Raw genomic sequence first — 21,822 nt, forward strand, 5'->3', positions numbered from 1 at the left:
CATGTTGACGCATTCTATTCGTAGATAGGGGTGAAACTCATGAGCATCAATGCTGAAGAAATTAGTGCGCTGATAAAAAAGCAGATTGAAAACTATCAGTCGGAAATTCAAGTGAGTGATGTAGGTACAGTTATCACAGTCGGTGACGGTATCGCCCGTGCTCATGGCCTCGACAATGTCATGGCTGGGGAGCTTCTTGAATTTTCAAATGGCGTTATGGGTATGGCGCAAAACCTTGAAGAGAATAACGTCGGTATTATCATTTTGGGACCATTCACAGAAATCCGCGAAGGCGACGAAGTACGTCGTACAGGCCGGATCATGGAAGTCCCTGTAGGTGAAGAGTTAATCGGTCGTGTCGTTAATCCGCTCGGTCAGCCAGTGGATGGTCTAGGGCCGATCAATACAACGAAGTCTCGTCCAATCGAAAGCCAAGCTCCAGGAGTAATGGATCGTAAATCCGTTCATGAGCCGCTTCAAACGGGTATTAAAGCGATTGACGCTCTAGTGCCAATCGGTCGTGGACAACGTGAGTTAATCATTGGTGACCGCCAAACTGGTAAAACATCCGTTGCTGTAGATACAATCTTGAATCAGAAGGATCAAGACATGATCTGTATTTACGTAGCGATCGGGCAAAAAGAATCTACCGTTCGTGGACTTGTTGAGACTTTACGTAAAAACGGTGCACTTGATTACACGATCGTTGTAACAGCTTCTGCATCTCAACCAGCTCCATTACTATACTTAGCTCCTTATGCTGGTGTTTCAATGGCTGAGGAATTTATGTATAACGGAAAACATGTATTAGTTGTCTATGATGACTTAACAAAGCAAGCTGCAGCATATCGTGAGCTTTCCTTGTTATTACGTCGTCCTCCAGGTCGTGAAGCATATCCAGGGGATGTTTTCTACTTGCACAGCCGTTTGCTAGAGCGCGCCGCTAAGCTTAGCGATGCAAAAGGTGCTGGTTCAATCACAGCACTACCATTCATCGAAACACAAGCTGGTGACGTTTCTGCTTATATTCCAACAAACGTTATCTCTATCACAGATGGACAAATTTTCTTACAATCTGATCTATTCTTCTCTGGTGTTCGTCCAGCGATTAACCCAGGTCTTTCAGTATCGCGTGTTGGTGGATCAGCGCAAATTAAAGCGATGAAAAAGGTATCTGGTACGCTGCGTCTAGACCTTGCATCATACCGTGAACTTGAAGCATTTGCTCAGTTCGGATCAGACCTAGATAAAGCAACACAAGCAAAATTAAATCGTGGTGCCCGTACAGTAGAGATTCTCAAACAGGATCTGAACAAGCCATTAAAGGTTGAAAAACAAGTTGCGATTCTATATGCGTTAACCCGTGGTTTCTTAGATGATATTCCATTACAGGATATTCGTCGTTTTGAATCTGAATTCCTTTCATGGTTAGACCACAATCACAAGAATGTGTTAGACCATATTGCTACTACGAAAGAGCTTCCGACCGATGAAGAAATGGCGGCAGCGATTAACGAATTCAAGAAATCTTTCGCAGTTTCTGAGTAATATCGTCTAAAAAGGAGTTGGAGTAACCTAAAAGGTGCTTTAACCGAACAATCTTGATAAGGTGGTGAGAACTGAGTGGCATCATTACGTGATATAAAAAATAAAATCACTTCTACTAAGAAAATGAGCCAAATTACGAAAGCGATGGAGATGGTTGCGGCATCTAATTTTAGTCGTGCTGAAGGTAACGCAAAGGCATTTGTCCCTTATATGGAGAAAATCCAAGAAGTTACTGCATCCGTTGCGCTTGGTAGCAGTGATGCATCCCATCCGATGTTGGTCAAACGGCCCGTCAAGAAAACGGCATATTTGGTCATTACTGCCGAACGTGGACTTGCAGGTGCGTTTAACAGTAACGTATTGCGTGCAGCGTTACAAGCGATTCAAAAACGCCATCAATCAAATGATGAATTTGTCATCATTGCTTTAGGCAAAGTAGGACGCGAATTTTTCCGAAAGCGCGATATGAATATTGCCCTTGATTTAACAGCAATCGCAAATCAGCCAACGTTTAACGAGGTAAAAGACACGGTGAATAAAACAATTGGTATGTTTGCTGACGGTGCGTTTGATGAATTATACATGTACTACAATCATTTCGTCAGTGCTATTCAAAACGATGTTGTCGAGAAGAAAATTCTTCCGCTCACTGATATTGCTACCTCTAAAAAGCCGATGTCTTATGAATTCGAGCCTTCAGCAGAAGAGATTTTAGAAGTATTACTTCCTCAATATGCGGAAAGCTTAATTTTCGGTGCCCTTTTAGATAGTAAGGCGGGAGAGCATGCGGCTCGGATGAACGCGATGAGAAGTGCAACCGATAACGCCAAAGAACTTATCGATTCATACAGCCTCTTATTCAACCGTGCTAGACAGGCTGCCATCACGCAGGAAATTACAGAAATCGTTGGTGGGGCTACAGCGTTAGAATAATATAGCTTAGTCGGCGAGTAAAGTGAGCTATTGAGCAAGAATTAGAACATAAATTTTATTGGAGGTTGGGAAGCCTAGACTTCCTACTCTATTTGCTATGAGAACGTGATTAGGAGGGAAAAAGATGAACATAGGACGCGTTGTTCAAGTTATGGGTCCGGTTGTTGACGTGAAATTCGAAAGCGGACAGCTACCTGAAATCTATAACGCTTTAACAATCGTTAACGAAGCGCGTAACGAATCTGAAGTTGCTATCAACTTAACTCTTGAAGTTGCCCTTCATTTAGGTGATGATACAGTTCGTGCCATTGCTATGGCTTCAACTGACGGATTAACACGTGGAGCTGAAGTTACTGACACTGGTAAACCAATCTCTGTTCCTGTAGGGGACATTACATTAGGACGTGTATTTAACGTACTTGGCGAAAATATCGATCTTGATGAGCCAATTCCGGCAGAATCTCGTCGTGACTCTATTCACAGAGAAGCACCTAATTTTGAACAGCTTTCAACAGAAGTTGAAATCCTTGAAACTGGAATTAAAGTAGTAGACCTTCTTGCGCCGTATATTAAGGGTGGAAAAATCGGTCTATTTGGTGGTGCCGGTGTAGGTAAAACCGTTTTAATTCAGGAATTGATCAATAACATCGCTCAAGAGCACGGCGGTATCTCGGTATTCGCTGGTGTCGGTGAGCGTACTCGTGAAGGTAACGACCTTTATCATGAAATGACTGATTCAGGCGTTATTAAGAAAACAGCGATGGTATTCGGTCAGATGAATGAGCCACCAGGAGCACGTATGCGTGTTGCTCTTACTGGTTTAACGATGGCTGAATATTTCCGTGATGAACAAGGACAGGACGTTCTCTTCTTCATGGATAACATTTTCCGTTTCACGCAAGCAGGTTCAGAAGTGTCGGCCCTTTTAGGGCGTATGCCTTCAGCCGTTGGTTACCAACCAACACTAGCTACTGAAATGGGTAAACTTCAAGAACGTATCACATCAACAAATGTTGGTTCAGTTACATCTATCCAAGCGATTTATGTTCCTGCCGATGACTATACGGATCCGGCTCCAGCAACTACATTCGCTCACTTAGATGCAACAACGAACCTTGAGCGTAAACTTTCTGAAATGGGTATTTACCCAGCGGTGGATCCACTTGCATCAACTTCTCGTGCATTGTCACCGGAAATTGTTGGTGAAGAGCACTACCAAGTGGCTCGTGAAGTGCAATCCACATTACAAAAATATAAAGAATTACAAGATATTATCGCGATGTTAGGTATGGATGAGCTTTCTGAAGAGGATAAGCTTGTCGTACAACGTGCGCGTCGTATTCAAGTATTCTTATCACAAAACTTCCACGTTGCTGAACAGTTCACTGGTCAGCCAGGTTCATACGTACCTGTTAAAGAAACTGTTAAAGGTTTCAAAGAAATTCTTGAAGGTAAATGGGACCACCTTCCAGAAGATGCTTTCCGTCTCGTAGGTCGAATTGAAGACGCAATCGAGAACGCGAAGAAAATGGGCGTAGAGGTCTAAACTAGGACCAGGAGGGTAAAAAATGAAGACGATTAAAGTCAGTGTTGTTACTCCCGATGGCCCGGTGTATGAATCAGATGTGGAAATGGTCAGCACAAAGGCTCTAAGCGGTGAGCTTGGGATCTTACCAGGACACATTCCAATGGTTGCACCGTTACAAATAGGAGCTGTTCGTTTAATCACGGGTGGAAATACAAAATATATTGCGGTCAGTGGTGGTCTGCTTGAAGTCAGACCTGACCAAGTGTCGATCTTGGCAGAGGCAGCAGAAGTCGCTGATAGCATTGATGTAGATCGTGCATTAAAGGCAAAGGAACGTGCCGAGCAACGCCTGCATGCACAAAAGCAAGAAAACATTGATTACAAACGTGCTGAACTTGCTCTGCAAAGAGCTCTTAACCGTATCAGCGTAGCAGGCAAATAAATAATAGCAAACACCTTTCGATGATTTGTCGGAAGGTGTTTTTTATCGTGATTACAGAGCTTTCATTGAGGGAATGGTGCTTACATGGGTAGAACTGCAAGTTGCCCATTCAATACGTCGCCAAATGTCAGGTATAAGCGCAATGATCGGCGAAATGAGCGCAAAAATTGAAAAATGGTGCGCAATGAACGGCAAAGCAAGCCCAATCACTAAAAAAAACAGCGCAATCTCCGCTAAACTACCCACTAACATACTTCTACAATCATCCTACTAAAATAGATCGTTAAAAAGTGAACAATTATTGACAATTCTCACAGACAAGTTTATGAAACTAGTTTTAAATAAAAAATGAAACTGTGCATAGACTGGATAGAGAGGTGTTTTTTTGAAGTCATCAAGGAAAATATTTACTATCAAAAAAATGGAAGAATGTCATTTTAAAAGTGTCTAGGCTTTATCGACACAAGTTTGTAACAATGTTATAATGAATTCGGTTACAAGTTATAAAGTTTTGAAAAGTTATACTACTTTGGAGGGGAAGGGGTATGGAACTTTTAAACTTATATCAGAATAACTATCTGATTGTAGTGGTGTTTCTATGTCTCGGGGTATTATTACCAGTGGTGGCGCTATTTTTAGCGAAACTTTTACGTCCAAGTGTTCCTTCGGATGCAAAATATACCACATACGAAAGCGGTAACGATCCATTTAATGACTCGCTCATTCAATTTAATGTTCGTTACTATATTTTTGCCCTGTTATTCGTCATTTTTGATGTGGAAACGGTCTTTTTGTACCCATGGGCAGTTGCCTATGAAAAGCTTGGGATTTTTGCTTTAATAGAAATGCTTATTTTCGTATTTATGCTACTTATCGGACTTGTCTATGCATGGAAGAAGAAGGTGCTAAAATGGATTTAAGACTAGAGAATATTTCACCAGAAGAAATGGAAGAGGTAAAGCGATCGGTTTTAATGGCATCACTTGAACAAATAAAAGGCTGGGCTCGGAGTAATTCATTGTGGCCAATGACATTCGGGCTTGCTTGTTGTGCCATCGAAATGATGGCTTCAAGTAGTGCTCATTATGATTTAGATCGCTATGGAACCTTTTATCGCAACTCACCGCGTCAATCGGATGTCATGATTGTTTCTGGAACAGTAACAAAAAAAATGGCACCAATTGTAAGACGCCTTTACGATCAAATGGCTGAACCGAAATGGGTAATTGCCATGGGTTCTTGTGCAACAGCAGGGGGTCCTTATGTAAAGTCCTATTCAGTAGTTAAAGGGGTTGACCAAATCGTTCCAGTGGATGTCTATATTCCAGGATGCCCACCGAATCCTGCAGCCCTAATTTATGGAATTAATAAATTAAAAGAGAAAATCCGTTACGAGGCGAAGACCGGGAAGAAGGTGATCTAATCGATGAGCGGAGAGAAAGATTTAGAACAGTTAAAAAAAGAAGCTGCTGAGAAAGCAAAGGCAGCGGCACTGGCAAAGAAGAAAGCAAGAGAACAGCAAGAAACAGAAGTGTCGGAAGCAGTAGCCCCAGCGGAGGATGAAGACCTAGCGAAAAAGAAAGCAGCCGCAGCGGCGAAGGCAAAGGCAGCGGCATTGGCAAAGAAAAAGGCAGAGGAACAACAGGCAGGGTCAGAATCAGAGGATCGAGAAGATGAAGACCTAGCGAAGAAGAAAGCAGCCGCAGCGGCGAAGGCAAAGGCGGCGGCATTGGCAAAGAAGAAGGCAGAGGAACAACAGGCAGGGTCAGAGTCAGAGGATCGAGAAGATGAAGACTTAGCGAAGAAGAAAGCAGCCGCAGCGGCGAAGGCAAAAGCCGCCGCAGCAGCCAAGGCAAAGGCCGCCAGAGCGAAACAGGAAAGTCCAGAAGCCGTCGGAGATGATGCAAAAGCGAAGGCAATCGCAGCCGCAAAAGCGAAGGCTGCAGCAGCCGCGAAAGCAAAAGCCGCGGCAAAGGCGAAACAAGAAGGTGGAGAAGCGAGCGATGATGCAAAGGCGAAGGCTATTGCCGCCGCAAAAGCAAAAGCTGGGAGCAAAGGAGCCGAAGCGCCTGTTGCAGAGGTAAAGCCTTCAGTCAATCAACCTTATCTTGATAAATATGTGAAAGTTATAGAAGAGCATCTTGGCAACGATGTTTTGGAAGATTCTTATATTAATAGGCTCTCCAAGGACGTTCCAACCCTTGTTGCGAAACGGGAGACTTATTATAAAGTGGTCCAATTTCTTAAATATAACGAACAATTAGGCTTTGATTACTTATCAGAATTGCATGGTGTCGATTACGAGACCCATATGGAAGTGTATGTCCACTTATATTCTTATAAAAACAGTCAATCAGTGGCTGTAAAAGTGAAGCTTGACCGGGATGAACCGACGATTGAATCTCTATGCCCCCTTTGGGCTGGGGCAAACTGGCCTGAATGTGAAGCGTATGATTTATTAGGGATTAAGTTCTTAAATCATCCGAATTTGCACCGCATTATGCTTGGTGAAGATTGGGTAGGTCATCCACTAAGAAAAGATTATGAGCCGTATGATGTGGAGGTGTGAACATGCTTAGAACAGAAGAAATGCTCTTGAATGTAGGGCCTCAGCATCCTAGTACACACGGTGTATTTCGGTTGATTTTAAAGATTGATGGAGAAACCATTAAGGAAGCAAAACCGGTTATCGGCTATCTTCATCGTGGAACGGAGAAGCTGGCAGAAGACCTTCAATATACACAAATTATTCCTTATACGGACCGGATGGATTATGTTTCTGCGATGACCAATAATTATGTCATCTGTCATGCGGTGGAAACGATGATGGGAATTGAAGTTCCTGAACGGGCAGAATATCTTCGTGTGATGGCAATGGAACTAGGGCGTGTATCCAGCCACTTACTTTGGTGGGGAACATTTGTCCTTGATTTAGGTGCTACAAGTCCGCTTCTGTATGCATTTCGTGAGAGAGAAATGATTTTGAACCTTCTAAATGAACTTTCCGGCGCCCGTTTAACCTTTAACTATATGCGTGTAGGCGGCGTAAAATGGGACGCCCCTGAAGGATGGGTAGATAAAGTTCGAGATTTTATCCCTCATATGCGAGAGCAAGTAAAAGGCTATCATGATCTCGTGACAGGAAACGAAATCTTTCTTAACCGTGTAAAAGGAATTGGCAAGTATTCGAAAGAGGACGCTCTAAATTATTCATTAAGCGGCCCAAATCTACGTTGTACAGGAATGAAGTGGGATCTTCGCAAAAATGAGCCATACTCCATTTACGACCGGTTCGATTTCGATGTCCCAACAAGAGAAGAGGGCGACGTTCTTTCTCGTTATCATGTTCGATTTGCTGAAATTGAAGAGTCTTTGAAAATATTAGAGCAGTGCGTGGAACAATTTCCAGAAGAAGGTCCTGTGATCGCAAAAGTGCCAAAAATCATTAAGGCACCAAAAGGAGAAGCATTCGTTAGAATTGAATCTCCACGTGGTGAAATTGGCTGTTACATCGCAAGCGACGGCAAGAAGGAGCCGTACCGCTTAAAATTTAGAAGACCATCTTTCTACAATCTGCAAATTCTCCCGAAGCTTTTGGAAGGAGAAAGCATCTCCAATTTGATTGCCATTCTAGGAGCTGTTGATATTATCCTAGGGGAGGTGGACGGCTAATGGTTCAGGATTTATTGCACTCACAGCCAGGGATTTTAAACTTTGGAATCTTTTTTATCCTTGCCTTAGTTTTGCTACTTGTCATATTAGGATTTGTTACATATGCCATTTTGGCAGAACGTAAAGTAATGGGATTTATGCAGCTTCGGTATGGGCCGAATCAGGTAGGAGGGCCTTGGGGACTGCTGCAAACCGTGGCTGATGTCTTAAAGCTTCTATTAAAAGAAGACACGATTCCAAAATTAGCTGACAGACCGCTATTTATTTTAGCTCCAGTGATAGCCTTTGCTCCATCCTTTGTCGTTATTGCAACGATTCCATTTACGGACAAATTGCAATTTGCCGATATTGGTGTGGGACTTCTCTATTATATAGCCATCTCAGGGTTGACCACGATAGGAGTTGTCATGGCTGGTTGGTCATCGAATAATAAATACGCCTTGCTTGGGGGAATGCGTGCAGCCGCACAGATGATTTCTTATGAAATTCCGCTCGTTATGTCTGTGCTTGGCGTTATCCTATTAACTGGAAGCATGAATTTGAATGAAATAGTGGCGGCACAAGAAAACGTTTGGTACATTCTCATTCAGCCTATTGGGTTTTTAGTGTTTTTTATCGCATCAGTGGCGGAGCTGAATCGGATTCCTTTTGACCTTCCAGAGGCGGAAAATGAGCTTATAGCCGGATACTTTGTTGAGTATTCAGGATTTCGCTGGGCCTTTTTCATGCTTGCAGAATATGTCTATATGTTTGCGATGGCCTCATTGACAACTGTGCTATTTTTAGGTGGTTGGTTGCCAATCTTCTCATTCCTAGACTTTATTCCAGGAGCGGTATGGTTTGCATTAAAGTTCAGCCTAGTGGTGTTTATGTTGCTTTGGTTCCGCAGTACGTTCCCGCGGATTAAAGCGGATCAACTAATGGAATTTGGTTGGAAGGTGCTTTTACCAGTGGCGCTTGCGAACATCTTTTTAACGGCGATTATTAAAGAGCTTCTCAGCCTTTTTTAAAGGATACATCACTTTTATCACAAGGGGTGAAAAAACATGCTTGGATTAGCGAAAGGTTTAAAGTATACCCTGAAAAACTTAACAAAAGAAAAGCCAACCTACGATTATCCGAAAAAACCAATTCCTCTGCCAGATCGGTTTCGTGGAATTCAGAAATTTTATCCGGAAAAATGTATTGTCTGCAATCAATGTGCCAATATTTGCCCGACTGATTGTATTCAATTAACTGGAAAAAAGCATCCAGACCCGACGAAAAAGGGTAAAATTATCGATACGTATGATATTAATTTTGAAATTTGTATTCTCTGCGACTTATGTACGGAAGTCTGTCCGACGGAAGCAATCGTCATGACCAATAATTTTGAACTAGCTGAGTATAGCCGCGATGATCTTTTTAAAAATCTTGAATGGTTGGACGAAAATGATGAGAATGTTCGGAAGGTGAATAAAGCATGACATTTTCAGGTGAATTATTAGCGTTCCTTATTCTAGCCATTGTAGCGGTTATGGGAGGCGTCCTGTTACTCAATTTATCAAAGGTTGTGCATATGGTCGTCGCCCTTGTCTTTACATTTGTCAGCCTTGCGGGAATTTACGTCATGCTGTCAGCGGAATTTGTAGCGGTTGTACAAATTCTCATCTATTCTGGCGCGATTACGATTATTATGTTATTTGGCATTATGCTGACACGCCATAACGACACAAGCGAAGTGAAGGGAGGAAGGCTGAGAAAAGTGCTGCTCTTTTTGGGCGTGCTTGGATTTGCTTTTGCTGTCTATATTGGAATTTACAATCTAGACTTCAATTCGCCAGCCGCGAACCTTCATGAAAATAATACAGAACAAATCGGGATAGCGCTGTATACGAAGTTTATTATTCCATTTGAGTTAACGTCTGTTGTGCTTTTAGTAGCGCTGATCGGGGCGATTATTTTGGCCAAAAAAGATGATGAAGAGGAGGCGAAAAAGGAATGAGTGGAGTTCCCATTTCTGCCTACCTGACGCTCGCATTAGTGCTATTCTGTATCGGACTATACGGTGCACTAACGAAGCGAAATACAGTCATCGTGTTAATTTCAATTGAACTCATGCTTAACGCAGTCAACATTAATCTCGTTGCATTTAGTAAATTTGGCATGATTCCATCGATAACTGGGCAAGTTTTTGCGTTATTTACCATTGCAGTTGCAGCGGCGGAAGCCGCCGTTGGTCTCGCGATCTTAATCGCCCTTTACCGCAATCGTAAAACAGTCAATATCGATGAAATGGACACAATGAAAAACTAATAATCTGTTACACGACCCGCTTAAAATGCGGGCCTCAATCAAACGCGTGAGAACAAACGCGTTCTAAAAAGGGGATTGTGATATTGATGGAGAATGCATGGATCATACCGCTTTTCCCGCTTTTATCATTTTTGTTCCTTCTTCTATTTGGGAGGAGACTAAAGGAAAATAGTGCGTACATCGGAATGGTGCTCACACTTGCATCTTTGGTCTACTCTTTGGTGGTGTTGTTTGAGCGCTTCAACCACCCGACTTATAAAGCCGAAGTGACATGGCTTACAATAGGGGATGTTCAATTAACAGCGGGTTTTGAAGTCAATCAATTAAATGCGTTAATGCTCGTCATCGTATCGCTTGTTAGCTTTCTCGTACATACTTATTCAAAAGGCTACATGCATGGAGATGGGCGGTTTCACATTTTTTATGCCTATTTAGGGCTGTTTACATTTGCGATGTTGGGGCTGGTTGTATCCCCAAATTTATTGCAAACTTATATTTTCTGGGAGTTAGTGGGAGCAGGTTCTTTCCTCTTAATTGGATTTTATTTTTATAAAGAGGAGGCAAAGGCTGCTGCCAAAAAAGCTTTTATCATGACGCGCATCGGTGATGTCGGCTTGCTGATCGGGATGATTCTATTATTCTGGCAAGTTGGAAGCTTTGAATATGATGAGATTTTCCAAGCAGTAGATGAAGGCGCAATTTCAGCAGGAATGATCACCCTTACCGCCATATTGATTTTTGTTGGGGCGGTGGGAAAATCGGGTCAATTTCCGTTGCACACTTGGCTACCTGACGCAATGGAAGGTCCAACGCCAGTTTCTGCTTTAATCCATGCTGCGACAATGGTTGCCGCTGGTGTTTATTTAGTAGCAGCATTATTCCCGCTCTTTGCAGCAAGTGAGGCTGCACTAATGACGATTGCCATCATCGGGGCGTTCACTGCTATTTTTGCTGCCAGTATCGGTTTAGTGCAAAAGGATATTAAAAGAGTACTCGCTTACTCCACTGTCAGTCAGCTTGGCTATATGATGCTGGCCTTAGGATCGGCAGGCTATGTTGCGGGTGTCTTTCATTTAATGACACATGCCTTTTTTAAAGCATTGCTGTTCTTGGCTGCTGGTAGTGTCATTCATGCAGTACACACGCAAAATATAGAGGAAATGGGCGGTCTTTGGAAAAAACTGAAGCTCACGGGGCCGTTATTCTTAATTGGAACGCTGGCGATTAGCGGGGTTCCGTTATTCTCCGGTTTCTTCAGTAAGGATGAAATTTTAATTTCAACCTGGGTTCATGGGAATACATTTTTGTTTTGGCTAGCTGTCATTGCTGCGTTTTTTACCGCGTTCTACATGTTCCGGTTATTCTTTATGGTCTTTACCGGGGATGCTCGCGGCAAGCAGAAAGAAGTCCACGAGTCACCATCTGTCATGACGTTCCCGATGATCGTTCTTGGAATTTTAGCGATTGTAGCGGGTTATGTAAATACCCCATGGTTTGGTACCTTCCTCGGAGACTGGCTTGTTGCTGATAATGACGCATTGGGGCATGGTCATATTGAAGGTCCAGCATGGATTATGATTGTGGCAACAGTGGTGTCTCTACTTGGAATTTATTTAGCATGGCTCATCTATGGTAAAAAATCAATTCAAAGAGACTGGCTGACGGTAAGAATGCCGCTTACGTACAATGTGCTGTATAACAAGTACTATATCGATGAGTTTTATCAATTAACCGTAGTGAAAGCAACAAAAGGCTTCACAGCGGTTCTTAGCTTCATTGAAACATTCATTGTCGAAGGATTAGTGAAGCTGGTGGCTGGAATCGTTCATGGGCTTGGCATCATTGGCTCTAAAATTCAAAATGGCCAGGTACAAGCATATGGAACAGTGGCCTTTGTTGGATTGGCTGTCCTGATTGTGATTTTTGCTTTAACAGGGGGGTACTTAAAATGAACGAATATTTTCTTTCTATCCTAGTGTTTTCCCCTCTTTTAGGAATAGCTGTTCTTGCTCTTATGCCAAAAACACAAGAAGTAGCGATTAAAGCAGTCGGTTTTTTAGCAACCCTCCCTGCTCTTGTGCTAGCGCTTGTCGCCTTTATTGGAGGGAGCGATCATTTAAAGAAATACGATATTCAAATCGAATGGATTCGCTTTGGGGATTATGAGGCCTTTGACTTATTTAAAATTGACTATGAATTAGGCTTAAATGGTTTTTCCTTAGTACTAATCGTCTTAACGGCAGTTATTTCTACACTCGCCGCCATTGCCTCCATTCATATTAAAAAAGAATGGAAAGGCTACTTCATGTTATTCCTTTTATTGGAGGTCGGGATGCTTGGAGTATTTGCTGCTCAAAACCTTATTCTTTTCTTCATCTTTTTTGAAATTACGATGATCCCGATGTTTTTCCTGATTGGAAAATGGGGTTATTTCGAAAAGGAAAAAGCAGCCTATAGTTATTTAATCTATAACGGCTTAGGGTCGGCCATCCTTTTAATCGTGATCATGGTTCTGTTTGCAAGAACAGGAACAGCAAATATTGATGCGCTGGCACAGCTGATGGCCGTAGAGAATGCAAATACTGTTGCGCCGTTTTCTGAGACGTTGAAATTTGGCTTGCTAATTGCCCTTCTTATTGCTTTTGGTGTAAAGCTGCCAATTTTTCCGTTGCATACATGGATGCTGCGGGTTCACGTTCAGGCACCGCCAGCGATCGTGATGCTTCACTCAGGAATTTTATTAAAAATTGGCGCCTTCGGTTTGATTCGTTTCGGAATGGGAATTTTCCCGGAGCAGTTTAAATCTATCGCCGTACTACTTGCCGTACTGGGAGTCGTGAACCTTTTATACGGGGCATTTCTTGCCTTTAAGCAAAGCGATTTTAAAATGGTTCTTGCTTACTCGTCTATATCCCATATGGGGATCGTACTGATTGGTTTAGGTGCTCTCAATGAAGCAGGAATTCAAGGAGCCATTTTCCAAGTTGTCTCACACGGATTGATCTCCGCCCTTCTTTTCTTCTTAGTAGGGGTCTTTTACGAACGATTCCACACATCGACGATTGCAAACCTTGGTGGGATGGCGAAAGGAATGCCACTGGCTGCAGGCTTTTTGTTAGCCGGTGCTATGGCGTCGTTAGGTTTGCCGGGAATGTCGGGTTTTGTTAGTGAATTTATGGCCTTTCTCGGACTGTTCGAGGAAATGCCAATTCTCGCTGCCATTGGCTGTATAGGGATTATTATGACGGCAGTTTATTTACTCCGAGCTGTCCTTGGCATGACCTATGGAAGAGCCAATCGTGATTTTATAGCAGTGTCTGATTTAAAGTCAGTTGAATTTATTCCAGTTGTTGCGCTGTTGGCGCTAATTGTCTTGATTGGTGTTTACCCAAGTGTACTAAGCGATCCGCTCCATTCCACACTTGAAACTATCATGCTTGGGTTAGGGGGTTGATGAGATGGATCTAGATACGCTTTTATCATATCAATGGGGCGCGATGGCTCCGGAATTTATCATCTTGGGAGTTGCGACCATTTTATCGATAGTAGACCTTTTCGCACCGAAGCGTTTTGATAGAAGGATTCTTGGCTGGGTCGGTTTTGCTGGTATACTTGCAGCACTTGCAGCGTTAATGAATTTATTTGCCGTAGATACGGTCACCATTTTATACGATACATTTAAGCTAGACGCATTTGCGAAGGTATTCAAGCTTCTTTTGCTCATCGGAGCGGCTCTAATTATGCTCCTTGCGATAGGCTATAGACCAAAAGAAGGAATGGAAGAGTTTAAAGGGGAATTCTACTACCTATTATTGGCCGGTTTGCTCGGTACGATGATCATGTCCTCAAGTGGTGATTTAATTACGTTGTTTGTTGGTCTAGAGCTTCTTTCCCTTTCTTCCTATATTTTAGCGGGAATTCGGAAGAAGCATCTGCCATCAAATGAATCAGCGATGAAATATATCATTAATGGAAGTATTGCCACAGCCGTTACTCTTTTTGGAATGAGCTATCTTTACGGGATTACCGGAACGACGAATTTAGCGGAAATGACAAACGTTCTACCGCAATTGAATAATTCTCAATACAGCTATTTAATGGGGATTGCTTTTTTCATGCTACTAGTTGGTTTATCCTTTAAGCTGGCCACAGCTCCGTTTCATATGTGGGCACCGGACGTTTACCAAGGGGCGGCAACTCCTGTTACAGCTTTCTTAAGTGTTGTGTCAAAAACAGCAGGATTTGTCATTTTAATTCGAATGGTTGTCATCGTGTTTTCCAATACGCAGGCTGGAGCTACTGGTGTTGATTCAGTTACTCCGTTGCTGTTCAAGCTGCAAGATTTCATTGCTGTTCTAGCAGGAGTCACGATGGTTGTTGGAAATGTTATTGCTTTGCGTCAGCGCAATATTAAACGGCTGTTTGCTTATTCAAGTATTGCCCACGCCGGTTATTTATTAGTCGCTGTCACTTCGATGTCGGTTTTTATGTTCGAGAGCATCTGGTTCTACTTAGGAGCATACCTCTTCATGAACGTAGGAGCCTTTGCTGTGATTCAATTAATGACAGCAAATAACGACAACGAGGATATTGCCCAATTTGCAGGAATGTACAAACGTACACCATGGCTCGCTGTCGCAATGGGAGTATTTATCCTTTCACTGGCAGGCATTCCGGGAACCGCAGGGTTTATCGGAAAATTAAACATTTTCATGGGAGCGTTAATATCAGAACCAGCACACTATATTCTGGCAGCACTAATGATTGCCACAACGGTCGTTTCTTACTTCTACTATTTTGGCATTTTAACGCAAATGTTCTTTAGACCATCTCCGGTAGATGGGGAAGTGGAAAAAAAGAAAATACCAGTCGGTATTGGTGTAGCAATTGGAATATGTGTCCTCGCAACGATTGCATTTGGACTTTTTCCAAATACGGCGCTTGATTTCTTCCACACCAACTTCGGTGGTTTTCAATAACGGGTATTTTCTGATTTGGGGGAATCAGAAAATGAACAAGGGGATTTATATAATAGAACGCGAAAAGAAGGGGAAGGGGGCCCCTTCTTTTCATGTTGATAACGTTAGCAGCTGTCGTGCTGCCTAATGTAAGAGTCAATTGAGAGGAAAAAGTGAGTCAACAAAAAAGCAATTAAGTTCTGATACTCACTCAGACAGCGTTAGTTGGAGTGCCCACGGCCTTTTAGAGCGGGTATTCGATCAGAGGAAAGAAGAGCTGAAGGTCTTTGGTTGAAGCACACATTCAGACCGAGGAAAGAAGGGCTGAGAGTATCCTACGCCAAATGTCGACAAAACTTGCCTCCTATATGAGGACAACAGTAAAAATAGGATCGAAAATAAATTTTGTAAAAAATAAAAATAACTGAAACCTTTTTGTAACATAAACGTCAAATAGAAGGGTACGTTTGCGAATGTGAACGATGTATGCTAGCTTGATAAAGAAGGGGGAGTAGTCCATGACTTCAGGATTTGGGCACCAAGCACTGATCAGTATTATTTCACATCTCTGTTTTATTGCATTAGCTTGGTGGGCTTTGCAGAGCTTAAATTTTGATAAATTTTTGCGAGCAAACCATGTTTTTCAAGCACGAGTATTATTTATATTATTGTCTATTATTATTGGTTCTAGCGTAAGCAATTTTTTCCTGGATTACCTATTGTGGTCCCAGCAGTTGCCAATGATTTTTCAGTAATGTAAAAAAATGTTCATACTTGAGCAATTTTAGACAAGGCAAATCGAACACAAATCATGGAAACCTTTTTTCGAAAAAACACGACAGAAGACTGCCTATTTGGAAAATATTTTTCAAAACAGGGCTTTAAGCTTGGATAAATGGGGAAATAATCTTACAAAAGATAGGTCATCCTGCCTTTTTTATTTATGGGATTATTCGATACAATTCTCCTTGTGTGATAAATTAAACATATTAAGCCATCCTGTGATACTTAGGTGAGTCAATTTCATACTTGCGCACTTCAAGTTAAAAAACGAACATGAATGAACTATTACAGATATTTAATTCGTATTATGCGGATATAAATGACTTTAAACTCAATATTGTTCGTTTTTTAAAGACCGGTTGTATATTATGAAATCGATTCAGGTGAATGAAAAAAGAAACAACCTTCGTTGGAACATAATCAATACGTCATTTTTTAAAAGCTTGCATATTTGTCAAAAAGTGACGATAACTCTTCAGTATGCTTATTCTCTTCTTGGTAACAATGGTACTAAGGGGAGGAATTAAAAGATGAAGAGAAATTGGATGGCGTTTATTGTTGTAGTGGTAATCATAGGAGTTACTTTTGTTCAAGCTGGGGAAAAATTCGCAAATACCAAAAATATGCACGACCTTTTATCAATAGTGACAGTTTTAAAGGGTGAGAATATAGATATTAATGAATGGTCTTTACATGCAAGAGAAAAAATAACGGCAAACAGCCCAGAGGATATTCAGGATCTTGTTCGACACCTCAAGAACGTCTTTCCAGATTGGGCATGGGAGACTAATTCTGATTCTGAAAAATGGGAATCAAAAGCGAGCAAAACATCGAATCAAACAATGGAAGAGAGCATTCAGATTTTATCTACCCTCACAGATCAAAACCCACAAACTTACATTATTTATGAAATCCAAGGCAAGAATTTTACGCGAAAAACAGAGCAATTTATAAAAGAGGACCTTAATGCACTCTTATCTGACATATTTCGAGAAAAACCCACAATTTTCACTTGTGTAAAAGGTGATTTCAATGATAAGATAAATACGTCTTTGCCTTTTACTGTAAATCGACTACTTGACAAGTTTGAGGCAACAGAAATTGAATCATTAAATGAAACAGATTTTATCTCGACATCTGCTTATTCACCAAAATTTACCAATGGGTTAACAACGAATAATCAGGATATGAATTTACAACTTGGAATCCGAACTACAGGATTGGGCGCAAAGACTACCCTTGTAGTTGGCACACCAATCATAACGATTGAATATTAATATAGAGAAATTGGACGCGGAGGGGAATACACTTGGAAAAAATCATCGTCCGCGGCGGTAGAAGGCTAAGCGGTTCTGTTAAAGTTGAAGGAGCAAAGAATGCAGTTTTGCCAGTTATTGCCGCATCATTATTAGCAAGTGACGGAAAAAGCGTAATTCGTGATGTGCCAACTCTCTCCGATGTATACACGATCAATGAGGTATTACGCTATTTAAACGCCGATGTGACGTTTAAAAATAATGAAGTCACTGTCGATGCATCTAGAGAGTTAAAAGTCGAGGCACCATTTGAATATGTTCGTAAAATGCGTGCTTCAGTTCTAGTAATGGGCTCATTACTTGCAAGAAATGGCCGTGCTCGTGTGGCACTTCCTGGCGGTTGTGCGATTGGATCGAGACCAATTGACCAGCATTTAAAAGGCTTCGAAGCGATGGGTGCAACGGTCAAAGTGGGAAATGGCTTTATTGAAGCAGAATCAAATGGCCGATTACAAGGTGCCAAGATTTACTTGGACTTTCCAAGTGTTGGTGCTACAGAAAATATTATGATGGCTGCTACTTTAGCACAAGGTACTACGATCATCGAGAATGTTGCCAAAGAACCGGAAATTGTTGATTTAGCTAACTTCTTGAATAAAATGGGTGCAAAAGTACGTGGCGCTGGAACTGGAACGATTCGCATTGAAGGTGTTGACGTTCTATTTGGTGCTGATCACACAATTATTCCTGATCGGATTGAAGCTGGAACATTTATGGTTGCAGCGGCTATTACGGGAGGAGATGTATTAGTGAGAGGTGCAGTTCCAGAACATTTAACATCTCTTATTGCAAAAATGGAAGAGATGGGTGTTATGTTTGAAGAGGAAGCAGACGGCCTAAGGGTTATTGGCCCTGAGAAGCTTAAGGCAGTTGATATTAAGACAATGCCGCATCCTGGCTTCCCAACAGATATGCAATCACAAATGATGGCTTTGCTATTACATGCAAATGGAACAAGTATGATCACAGAGACCGTATTTGAAAATCGCTTCATGCATGTGGAGGAATTCCGCAGAATGAATGCCGATATTAAAATTGAGGGTCGTTCTGTCATTTTAAACGGACCGTGTAATTTACAAGGTGCAGAAGTAGCTGCCACAGATCTCCGTGCTGCTGCTGCTCTCATTTTGACCGGATTAGTGGCAGACGGTGTGACTCGAGTGACAGAATTAAAGCATCTTGATCGGGGGTACGTTGACTTCCATCAAAAGCTCGCTGCGTTAGGTGCCGATATTGAACGAGTTTCAGCAGTGGAAGAAACGCCATCCTTTCCGAAAGCGTTTGTTGCTGACTTAAATGCATAATAAAAACAAAAACCGTGAAATGGAATTCCATTTTTGCGGTTTTTTTATCGTAGTTAACGTCTGGGCCATGAACGGAAAAACCCCAATGAGATTTTCCGCAAGTTTCAGAAGCACAAAGGAAAGCATTCTCGCGAGAGTTGTTCCGAAGGCGATCCTTGCTCTAAATACCAACATAGACTATTTTGGTTTATGACTGAAAAAATTATGCATTTTCCCTTAATTTTTATAAGGTTTAAAAATTTGTACATATTAGCTTGTCCACCCCCATATGTATGAAAGGAGAGTACTTCTACTCTAACGAAACTTACATATGGAGGCTCAAGAAGAATGTTAAAAATGAAACCAATCGTAGTTCTAGCTGCTGTATTATTTGCTGTCACCCTCATGATTCCTACTTTACTCGTCCTCCCTTTTATGGAAAAAACAACAGGGAAATTAGGAGAAGAGCTAGCGTTAAAAGAAACAGAGGCAATTGCCGATCAGCCTGCTGTTGAGGTGGCTGTCTACCGTGTAGGCCAGGAAAAAATTGAAAACCTCCCACTAGAGGATTATATTGCAGGTGTAGTGGCGGCAGAAATGCCGACTGATTTTGAATTAGAGGCTTTAAAAGCCCAGGCTCTTACGGCAAGAACCTATTACCTTTATCATTTAATGAGTGGTGAAAAATCAGGGGTTCCTGAAGGAGCAGATGTAACAGATACAGAGAATCACCAAGTTTTTAAAAGTGATGAAGAACTAAGAAAAGAGTGGAATAAAGATTACCAATGGAGAATGAAGAAAATTAAAGAGGCCGTAGCAGCAACGAGTGGTCAAGTATTAACCTACGATGGTAAACCGATCTATGCTGCTTTTTTCTCCACAAGCAATGGCTATACAGAAAACTCAGAAGATTATTGGAGCAGCCCGCTTCCTTATTTAAAAAGTGTGGAAAGTCCCTGGGACGTAAATACAGAGAAATTCAATGGGCAAAAGATTATTTCTGTCGCCGACTTTGAGAAAAAGCTAGGTGTTCAATTAACAGATGCTTCCGAAGTAGGGAAAATTATTGAGAAAACAAAAGGAAATCGCGTTGGCAAGGTCGACATTAACGGAAAAATATTAACAGGCAAGGATATCAGGGTTAAACTAGAGTTGAAATCATCCGATTTTACATGGGAGAGAAAAGGCGATAATATCGTGATCAATACAAAAGGCTTCGGACATGGAGTGGGAATGAGCCAGTTTGGCGCCAACGAAATGGCGAAGGCAGGGAAAACCTACAAGGAAATCGTCGAACACTATTACAGTGGAGCAACGATTGACACGACGAAAACATTGTTGTCGAAAATCACGGCAAGTAAATAAAGAAGCAAGAACCGAGTACTCGAAAAGGGTACTCGGTTTTGTCTTCCGGAACTGAATATGTCCAATTCGAACTTTTATTGCCTTTTTTTACGAAAATAAACGAAGTAATTCTGCGAAGGCCATAAAAAGAAAACGACCGCTTATGAAAAATATTTCAGTATTCGTTCGAACTTGTGCTTACGATAAGAACGATGAACAAAATAAGCAGCGACAATGACCCCAATAACATCCTTAACGACATCAATTACCGTAGCTGAGCGAGCAGGGACAAAGGATTGATGTATCTCGTCGACCAAACCGTATAAAGAAGCGATGACAGCAAAAATAAAGCTCCAGCGCAGCGAAAACTTTCCCGTTGTTAGAAGTGCAGCGACCAATAGTAAATAAAGAATCGCGAATTCTACTAAGTGTAGCGATTCTTTTATAAAGCGATCGGTCGAAGAGTGGGGAAGCTCGACAATAGCGTTTGCTGGCATGCTCGACATCACCCAAATCATCATCATATAAATAAAAGGTAAAAAACGAATGAACCATTTTAAGATGCTCTGCAAGAAAGATTTCCCCTTTGATTTGATTTTTTTTAAAACTTTTTTTCATTTCTTTGTATAATTCCAAACTCTTTGTCGAAAAATAAGATTAAAAAATTTTTTTCGAAATGTATATATTTATCATGATCTGTTCAGAATGATTGCTGAGGTGATGATAAATGAGAGAGGAAGAAAAGAAACAATCTTCTCAAGGTTCAAAGATTAAGCGCTTCATGAAAAAGCGTTGGGTTTACCCTAGCGTTTATATTGCAAGTGCTGCAATCATTCTAACCGCGGTTCTTTGGTTCCAAAATAGTAACAATAATACAACAGATGATCAAATCGATTACGAGGCAACTGATCTTTCAAGCAAATATGATGAACCTGCTTTGGAAGTTAACAGATCAATGGAAAACTTTGCAATGCCTGTTATGGATCCGGATTCTGTAGTCATTCAAAAAGAATTTTATGATTACGATGCTTCGGAAGATAAACAGGAAGCGGCATTGGTGTTCTATAATAATACGTTTCATCCGAATACCGGTATTGACATTACGATGGAAAACGGTGAATCGTTTGATGTTGTAGCCGCATTAAGTGGTAAGGTTACAAATGTTGCAGAAGATGCTTTATTAGGAAACGTAATCGAAATTGAGCATGACAAAGGTATTGTAACACAATATCAATCTGTAACCGATATTGATGTGAAGGTTGGGGACCAAGTAGACCAAGGACAGACACTTGCTAAAGCTGGGAAAAGCTTATATAACGAAGAAGCTGGTACCCATCTGCATTTCGAAATTCGCAAGGATGGAATAGCTGTCAATCCGCTTGATTATTTCAATAAGCCATTAAGTGCTCTACAGGAAGCAAGCTTAACAGAAAATGTTGATGACAGCGGAAAGGCTGATGAGTCCACAGGTGCTTCTGAAGAAGAAGACGTTAATCCTGACAACGGCGAAGAAAAAGATAACAACGATTCAACAGAAGATGAAGCAGAAGAAGATGGTGCATCTTCGAATGATGAAGAGACAGAAACAACAAAGTCTTCTGATGCATAAGACAATTTGTCATTTTGACCCGCCCTTGGCGGGTTTTTTGCATTTTAGCAGAATGGCAAGTTACACTAGCAAAAAATTTCGTGTTTCGTAATAGTACCTCCTTTTAATACC

At 41.5% G+C, this 21,822-nt stretch carries 22 protein-coding genes; 20 read left to right on the plus strand and 2 right to left on the minus strand.

Going from position 1 to position 21,822, the window contains the following annotated elements; translation table 11 throughout:
* Positions 1-39: 39 nt before the first annotated feature.
* The 4 genes from atpA to FCJ93_RS08910 all read left to right on the plus strand — a co-directional run bounded on the left by atpA (position 40) and on the right by FCJ93_RS08910 (position 4,451).
* A complete protein-coding gene (gene atpA / locus FCJ93_RS08895; protein WP_095312060.1) occupies positions 40-1,548 on the plus strand; it encodes a F0F1 ATP synthase subunit alpha in 1,509 nt (502 codons plus the stop codon).
* 75 nt (positions 1,549-1,623) lie between these two features.
* Entirely contained in the window at positions 1,624-2,481 is an 858-nt protein-coding gene (gene atpG / locus FCJ93_RS08900) for an ATP synthase F1 subunit gamma (RefSeq protein ID WP_095312058.1), read from the plus strand.
* A gap of 124 nt (positions 2,482-2,605) precedes the next feature.
* A complete protein-coding gene (gene atpD / locus FCJ93_RS08905) occupies positions 2,606-4,027 on the plus strand; it encodes a F0F1 ATP synthase subunit beta (protein ID WP_095312056.1) in 1,422 nt (473 codons plus the stop codon).
* Between the two features lie 22 nt (positions 4,028-4,049).
* Complete coding sequence (locus FCJ93_RS08910; protein WP_095312054.1) at positions 4,050-4,451, plus strand: F0F1 ATP synthase subunit epsilon; 402 nt, start codon at positions 4,050-4,052, stop codon at positions 4,449-4,451.
* Positions 4,452-4,502: 51 nt separating this feature from the next.
* Here FCJ93_RS08910 and FCJ93_RS08915 read toward each other — a convergent pair whose 3' ends face one another.
* Complete coding sequence (locus FCJ93_RS08915; protein WP_137743471.1) at positions 4,503-4,703, minus strand: hypothetical protein; 201 nt, start codon at positions 4,701-4,703, stop codon at positions 4,503-4,505.
* Between the two features lie 293 nt (positions 4,704-4,996).
* Between FCJ93_RS08915 and FCJ93_RS08920 the strand changes: the two genes are divergently transcribed.
* The 15 genes from FCJ93_RS08920 to spoIID all read left to right on the plus strand — a co-directional run bounded on the left by FCJ93_RS08920 (position 4,997) and on the right by spoIID (position 20,123).
* Positions 4,997-5,371 (plus strand): NADH-quinone oxidoreductase subunit A, encoded by a 375-nt coding sequence (locus FCJ93_RS08920; RefSeq protein WP_019153953.1) that lies wholly within the window; start codon positions 4,997-4,999, stop codon positions 5,369-5,371.
* Between the two features lie 26 nt (positions 5,372-5,397).
* Positions 5,398-5,874 (plus strand): NuoB/complex I 20 kDa subunit family protein, encoded by a 477-nt coding sequence (locus tag FCJ93_RS08925; RefSeq protein ID WP_373315125.1) that lies wholly within the window; start codon positions 5,398-5,400, stop codon positions 5,872-5,874.
* Between the two features lie 3 nt (positions 5,875-5,877).
* Entirely contained in the window at positions 5,878-7,020 is a 1,143-nt protein-coding gene (locus FCJ93_RS08930; RefSeq protein ID WP_137743472.1) for an NADH-quinone oxidoreductase subunit C, read from the plus strand.
* A gap of 2 nt (positions 7,021-7,022) precedes the next feature.
* Positions 7,023-8,123 (plus strand): NADH-quinone oxidoreductase subunit D, encoded by a 1,101-nt coding sequence (locus FCJ93_RS08935; RefSeq protein WP_095312048.1) that lies wholly within the window; start codon positions 7,023-7,025, stop codon positions 8,121-8,123.
* Entirely contained in the window at positions 8,123-9,133 is a 1,011-nt protein-coding gene (gene nuoH, locus FCJ93_RS08940) for an NADH-quinone oxidoreductase subunit NuoH (protein ID WP_095312046.1), read from the plus strand. Before FCJ93_RS08935 ends, nuoH begins: the two co-directional genes overlap by 1 nt.
* A gap of 36 nt (positions 9,134-9,169) precedes the next feature.
* Complete coding sequence (gene nuoI / locus FCJ93_RS08945) at positions 9,170-9,589, plus strand: NADH-quinone oxidoreductase subunit NuoI (RefSeq protein WP_019153948.1); 420 nt, start codon at positions 9,170-9,172, stop codon at positions 9,587-9,589.
* Complete coding sequence (locus FCJ93_RS08950) at positions 9,586-10,107, plus strand: NADH-quinone oxidoreductase subunit J (RefSeq protein ID WP_095312044.1); 522 nt, start codon at positions 9,586-9,588, stop codon at positions 10,105-10,107. The genes nuoI and FCJ93_RS08950 overlap by 4 nt, the downstream gene beginning before the upstream one ends.
* Positions 10,104-10,418, plus strand: coding sequence for an NADH-quinone oxidoreductase subunit NuoK (nuoK, locus tag FCJ93_RS08955; protein WP_095312042.1), 315 nt, complete (start codon positions 10,104-10,106; stop codon positions 10,416-10,418). The genes FCJ93_RS08950 and nuoK overlap by 4 nt, the downstream gene beginning before the upstream one ends.
* An 83-nt stretch (positions 10,419-10,501) precedes the next feature.
* Positions 10,502-12,370, plus strand: coding sequence for an NADH-quinone oxidoreductase subunit L (gene nuoL / locus FCJ93_RS08960; protein WP_137743473.1), 1,869 nt, complete (start codon positions 10,502-10,504; stop codon positions 12,368-12,370).
* Complete coding sequence (locus FCJ93_RS08965; protein ID WP_095312038.1) at positions 12,367-13,872, plus strand: NADH-quinone oxidoreductase subunit M; 1,506 nt, start codon at positions 12,367-12,369, stop codon at positions 13,870-13,872. The genes nuoL and FCJ93_RS08965 overlap by 4 nt, the downstream gene beginning before the upstream one ends.
* Positions 13,873-13,876: 4 nt before the next feature.
* Positions 13,877-15,397, plus strand: coding sequence for an NADH-quinone oxidoreductase subunit NuoN (nuoN, locus tag FCJ93_RS08970; protein ID WP_095312036.1), 1,521 nt, complete (start codon positions 13,877-13,879; stop codon positions 15,395-15,397).
* 497 nt (positions 15,398-15,894) lie between these two features.
* Positions 15,895-16,131: a DUF1146 family protein gene (locus FCJ93_RS08975; RefSeq protein ID WP_095312034.1), complete on the plus strand. Its 237-nt coding sequence runs from the start codon at positions 15,895-15,897 to the stop codon at positions 16,129-16,131.
* 558 nt (positions 16,132-16,689) lie between these two features.
* Positions 16,690-17,436: a YwmB family TATA-box binding protein gene (locus FCJ93_RS08980; protein ID WP_137743474.1), complete on the plus strand. Its 747-nt coding sequence runs from the start codon at positions 16,690-16,692 to the stop codon at positions 17,434-17,436.
* Positions 17,437-17,468: 32 nt separating this feature from the next.
* The gene (murA, locus tag FCJ93_RS08985; protein ID WP_137743475.1) at positions 17,469-18,779 is read left to right on the plus strand and encodes a UDP-N-acetylglucosamine 1-carboxyvinyltransferase; all 1,311 of its coding nucleotides are present in this window, start codon (positions 17,469-17,471) and stop codon (positions 18,777-18,779) included.
* A 327-nt stretch (positions 18,780-19,106) separates the two neighbouring features.
* Positions 19,107-20,123 (plus strand): stage II sporulation protein D, encoded by a 1,017-nt coding sequence (spoIID, locus tag FCJ93_RS08990; RefSeq protein WP_095312029.1) that lies wholly within the window; start codon positions 19,107-19,109, stop codon positions 20,121-20,123.
* A 140-nt stretch (positions 20,124-20,263) separates the two neighbouring features.
* Here spoIID and FCJ93_RS08995 read toward each other — a convergent pair whose 3' ends face one another.
* On the minus strand, positions 20,264-20,674 hold the full coding sequence (locus FCJ93_RS08995; RefSeq protein WP_095312250.1) for a VanZ family protein: 411 nt from the start codon (positions 20,672-20,674) through the stop codon (positions 20,264-20,266).
* A 155-nt stretch (positions 20,675-20,829) separates the two neighbouring features.
* Between FCJ93_RS08995 and FCJ93_RS09000 the strand changes: the two genes are divergently transcribed.
* Positions 20,830-21,711, plus strand: coding sequence for a M23 family metallopeptidase (locus tag FCJ93_RS09000; RefSeq protein WP_095312027.1), 882 nt, complete (start codon positions 20,830-20,832; stop codon positions 21,709-21,711).
* The last annotated feature ends 111 nt before the right edge of the window (positions 21,712-21,822 follow it).

It is taken from the genome of Robertmurraya siralis (assembly GCF_005502275.1).
Lineage (GTDB): Bacteria > Bacillota > Bacilli > Bacillales > Cytobacillaceae > Robertmurraya > Robertmurraya siralis.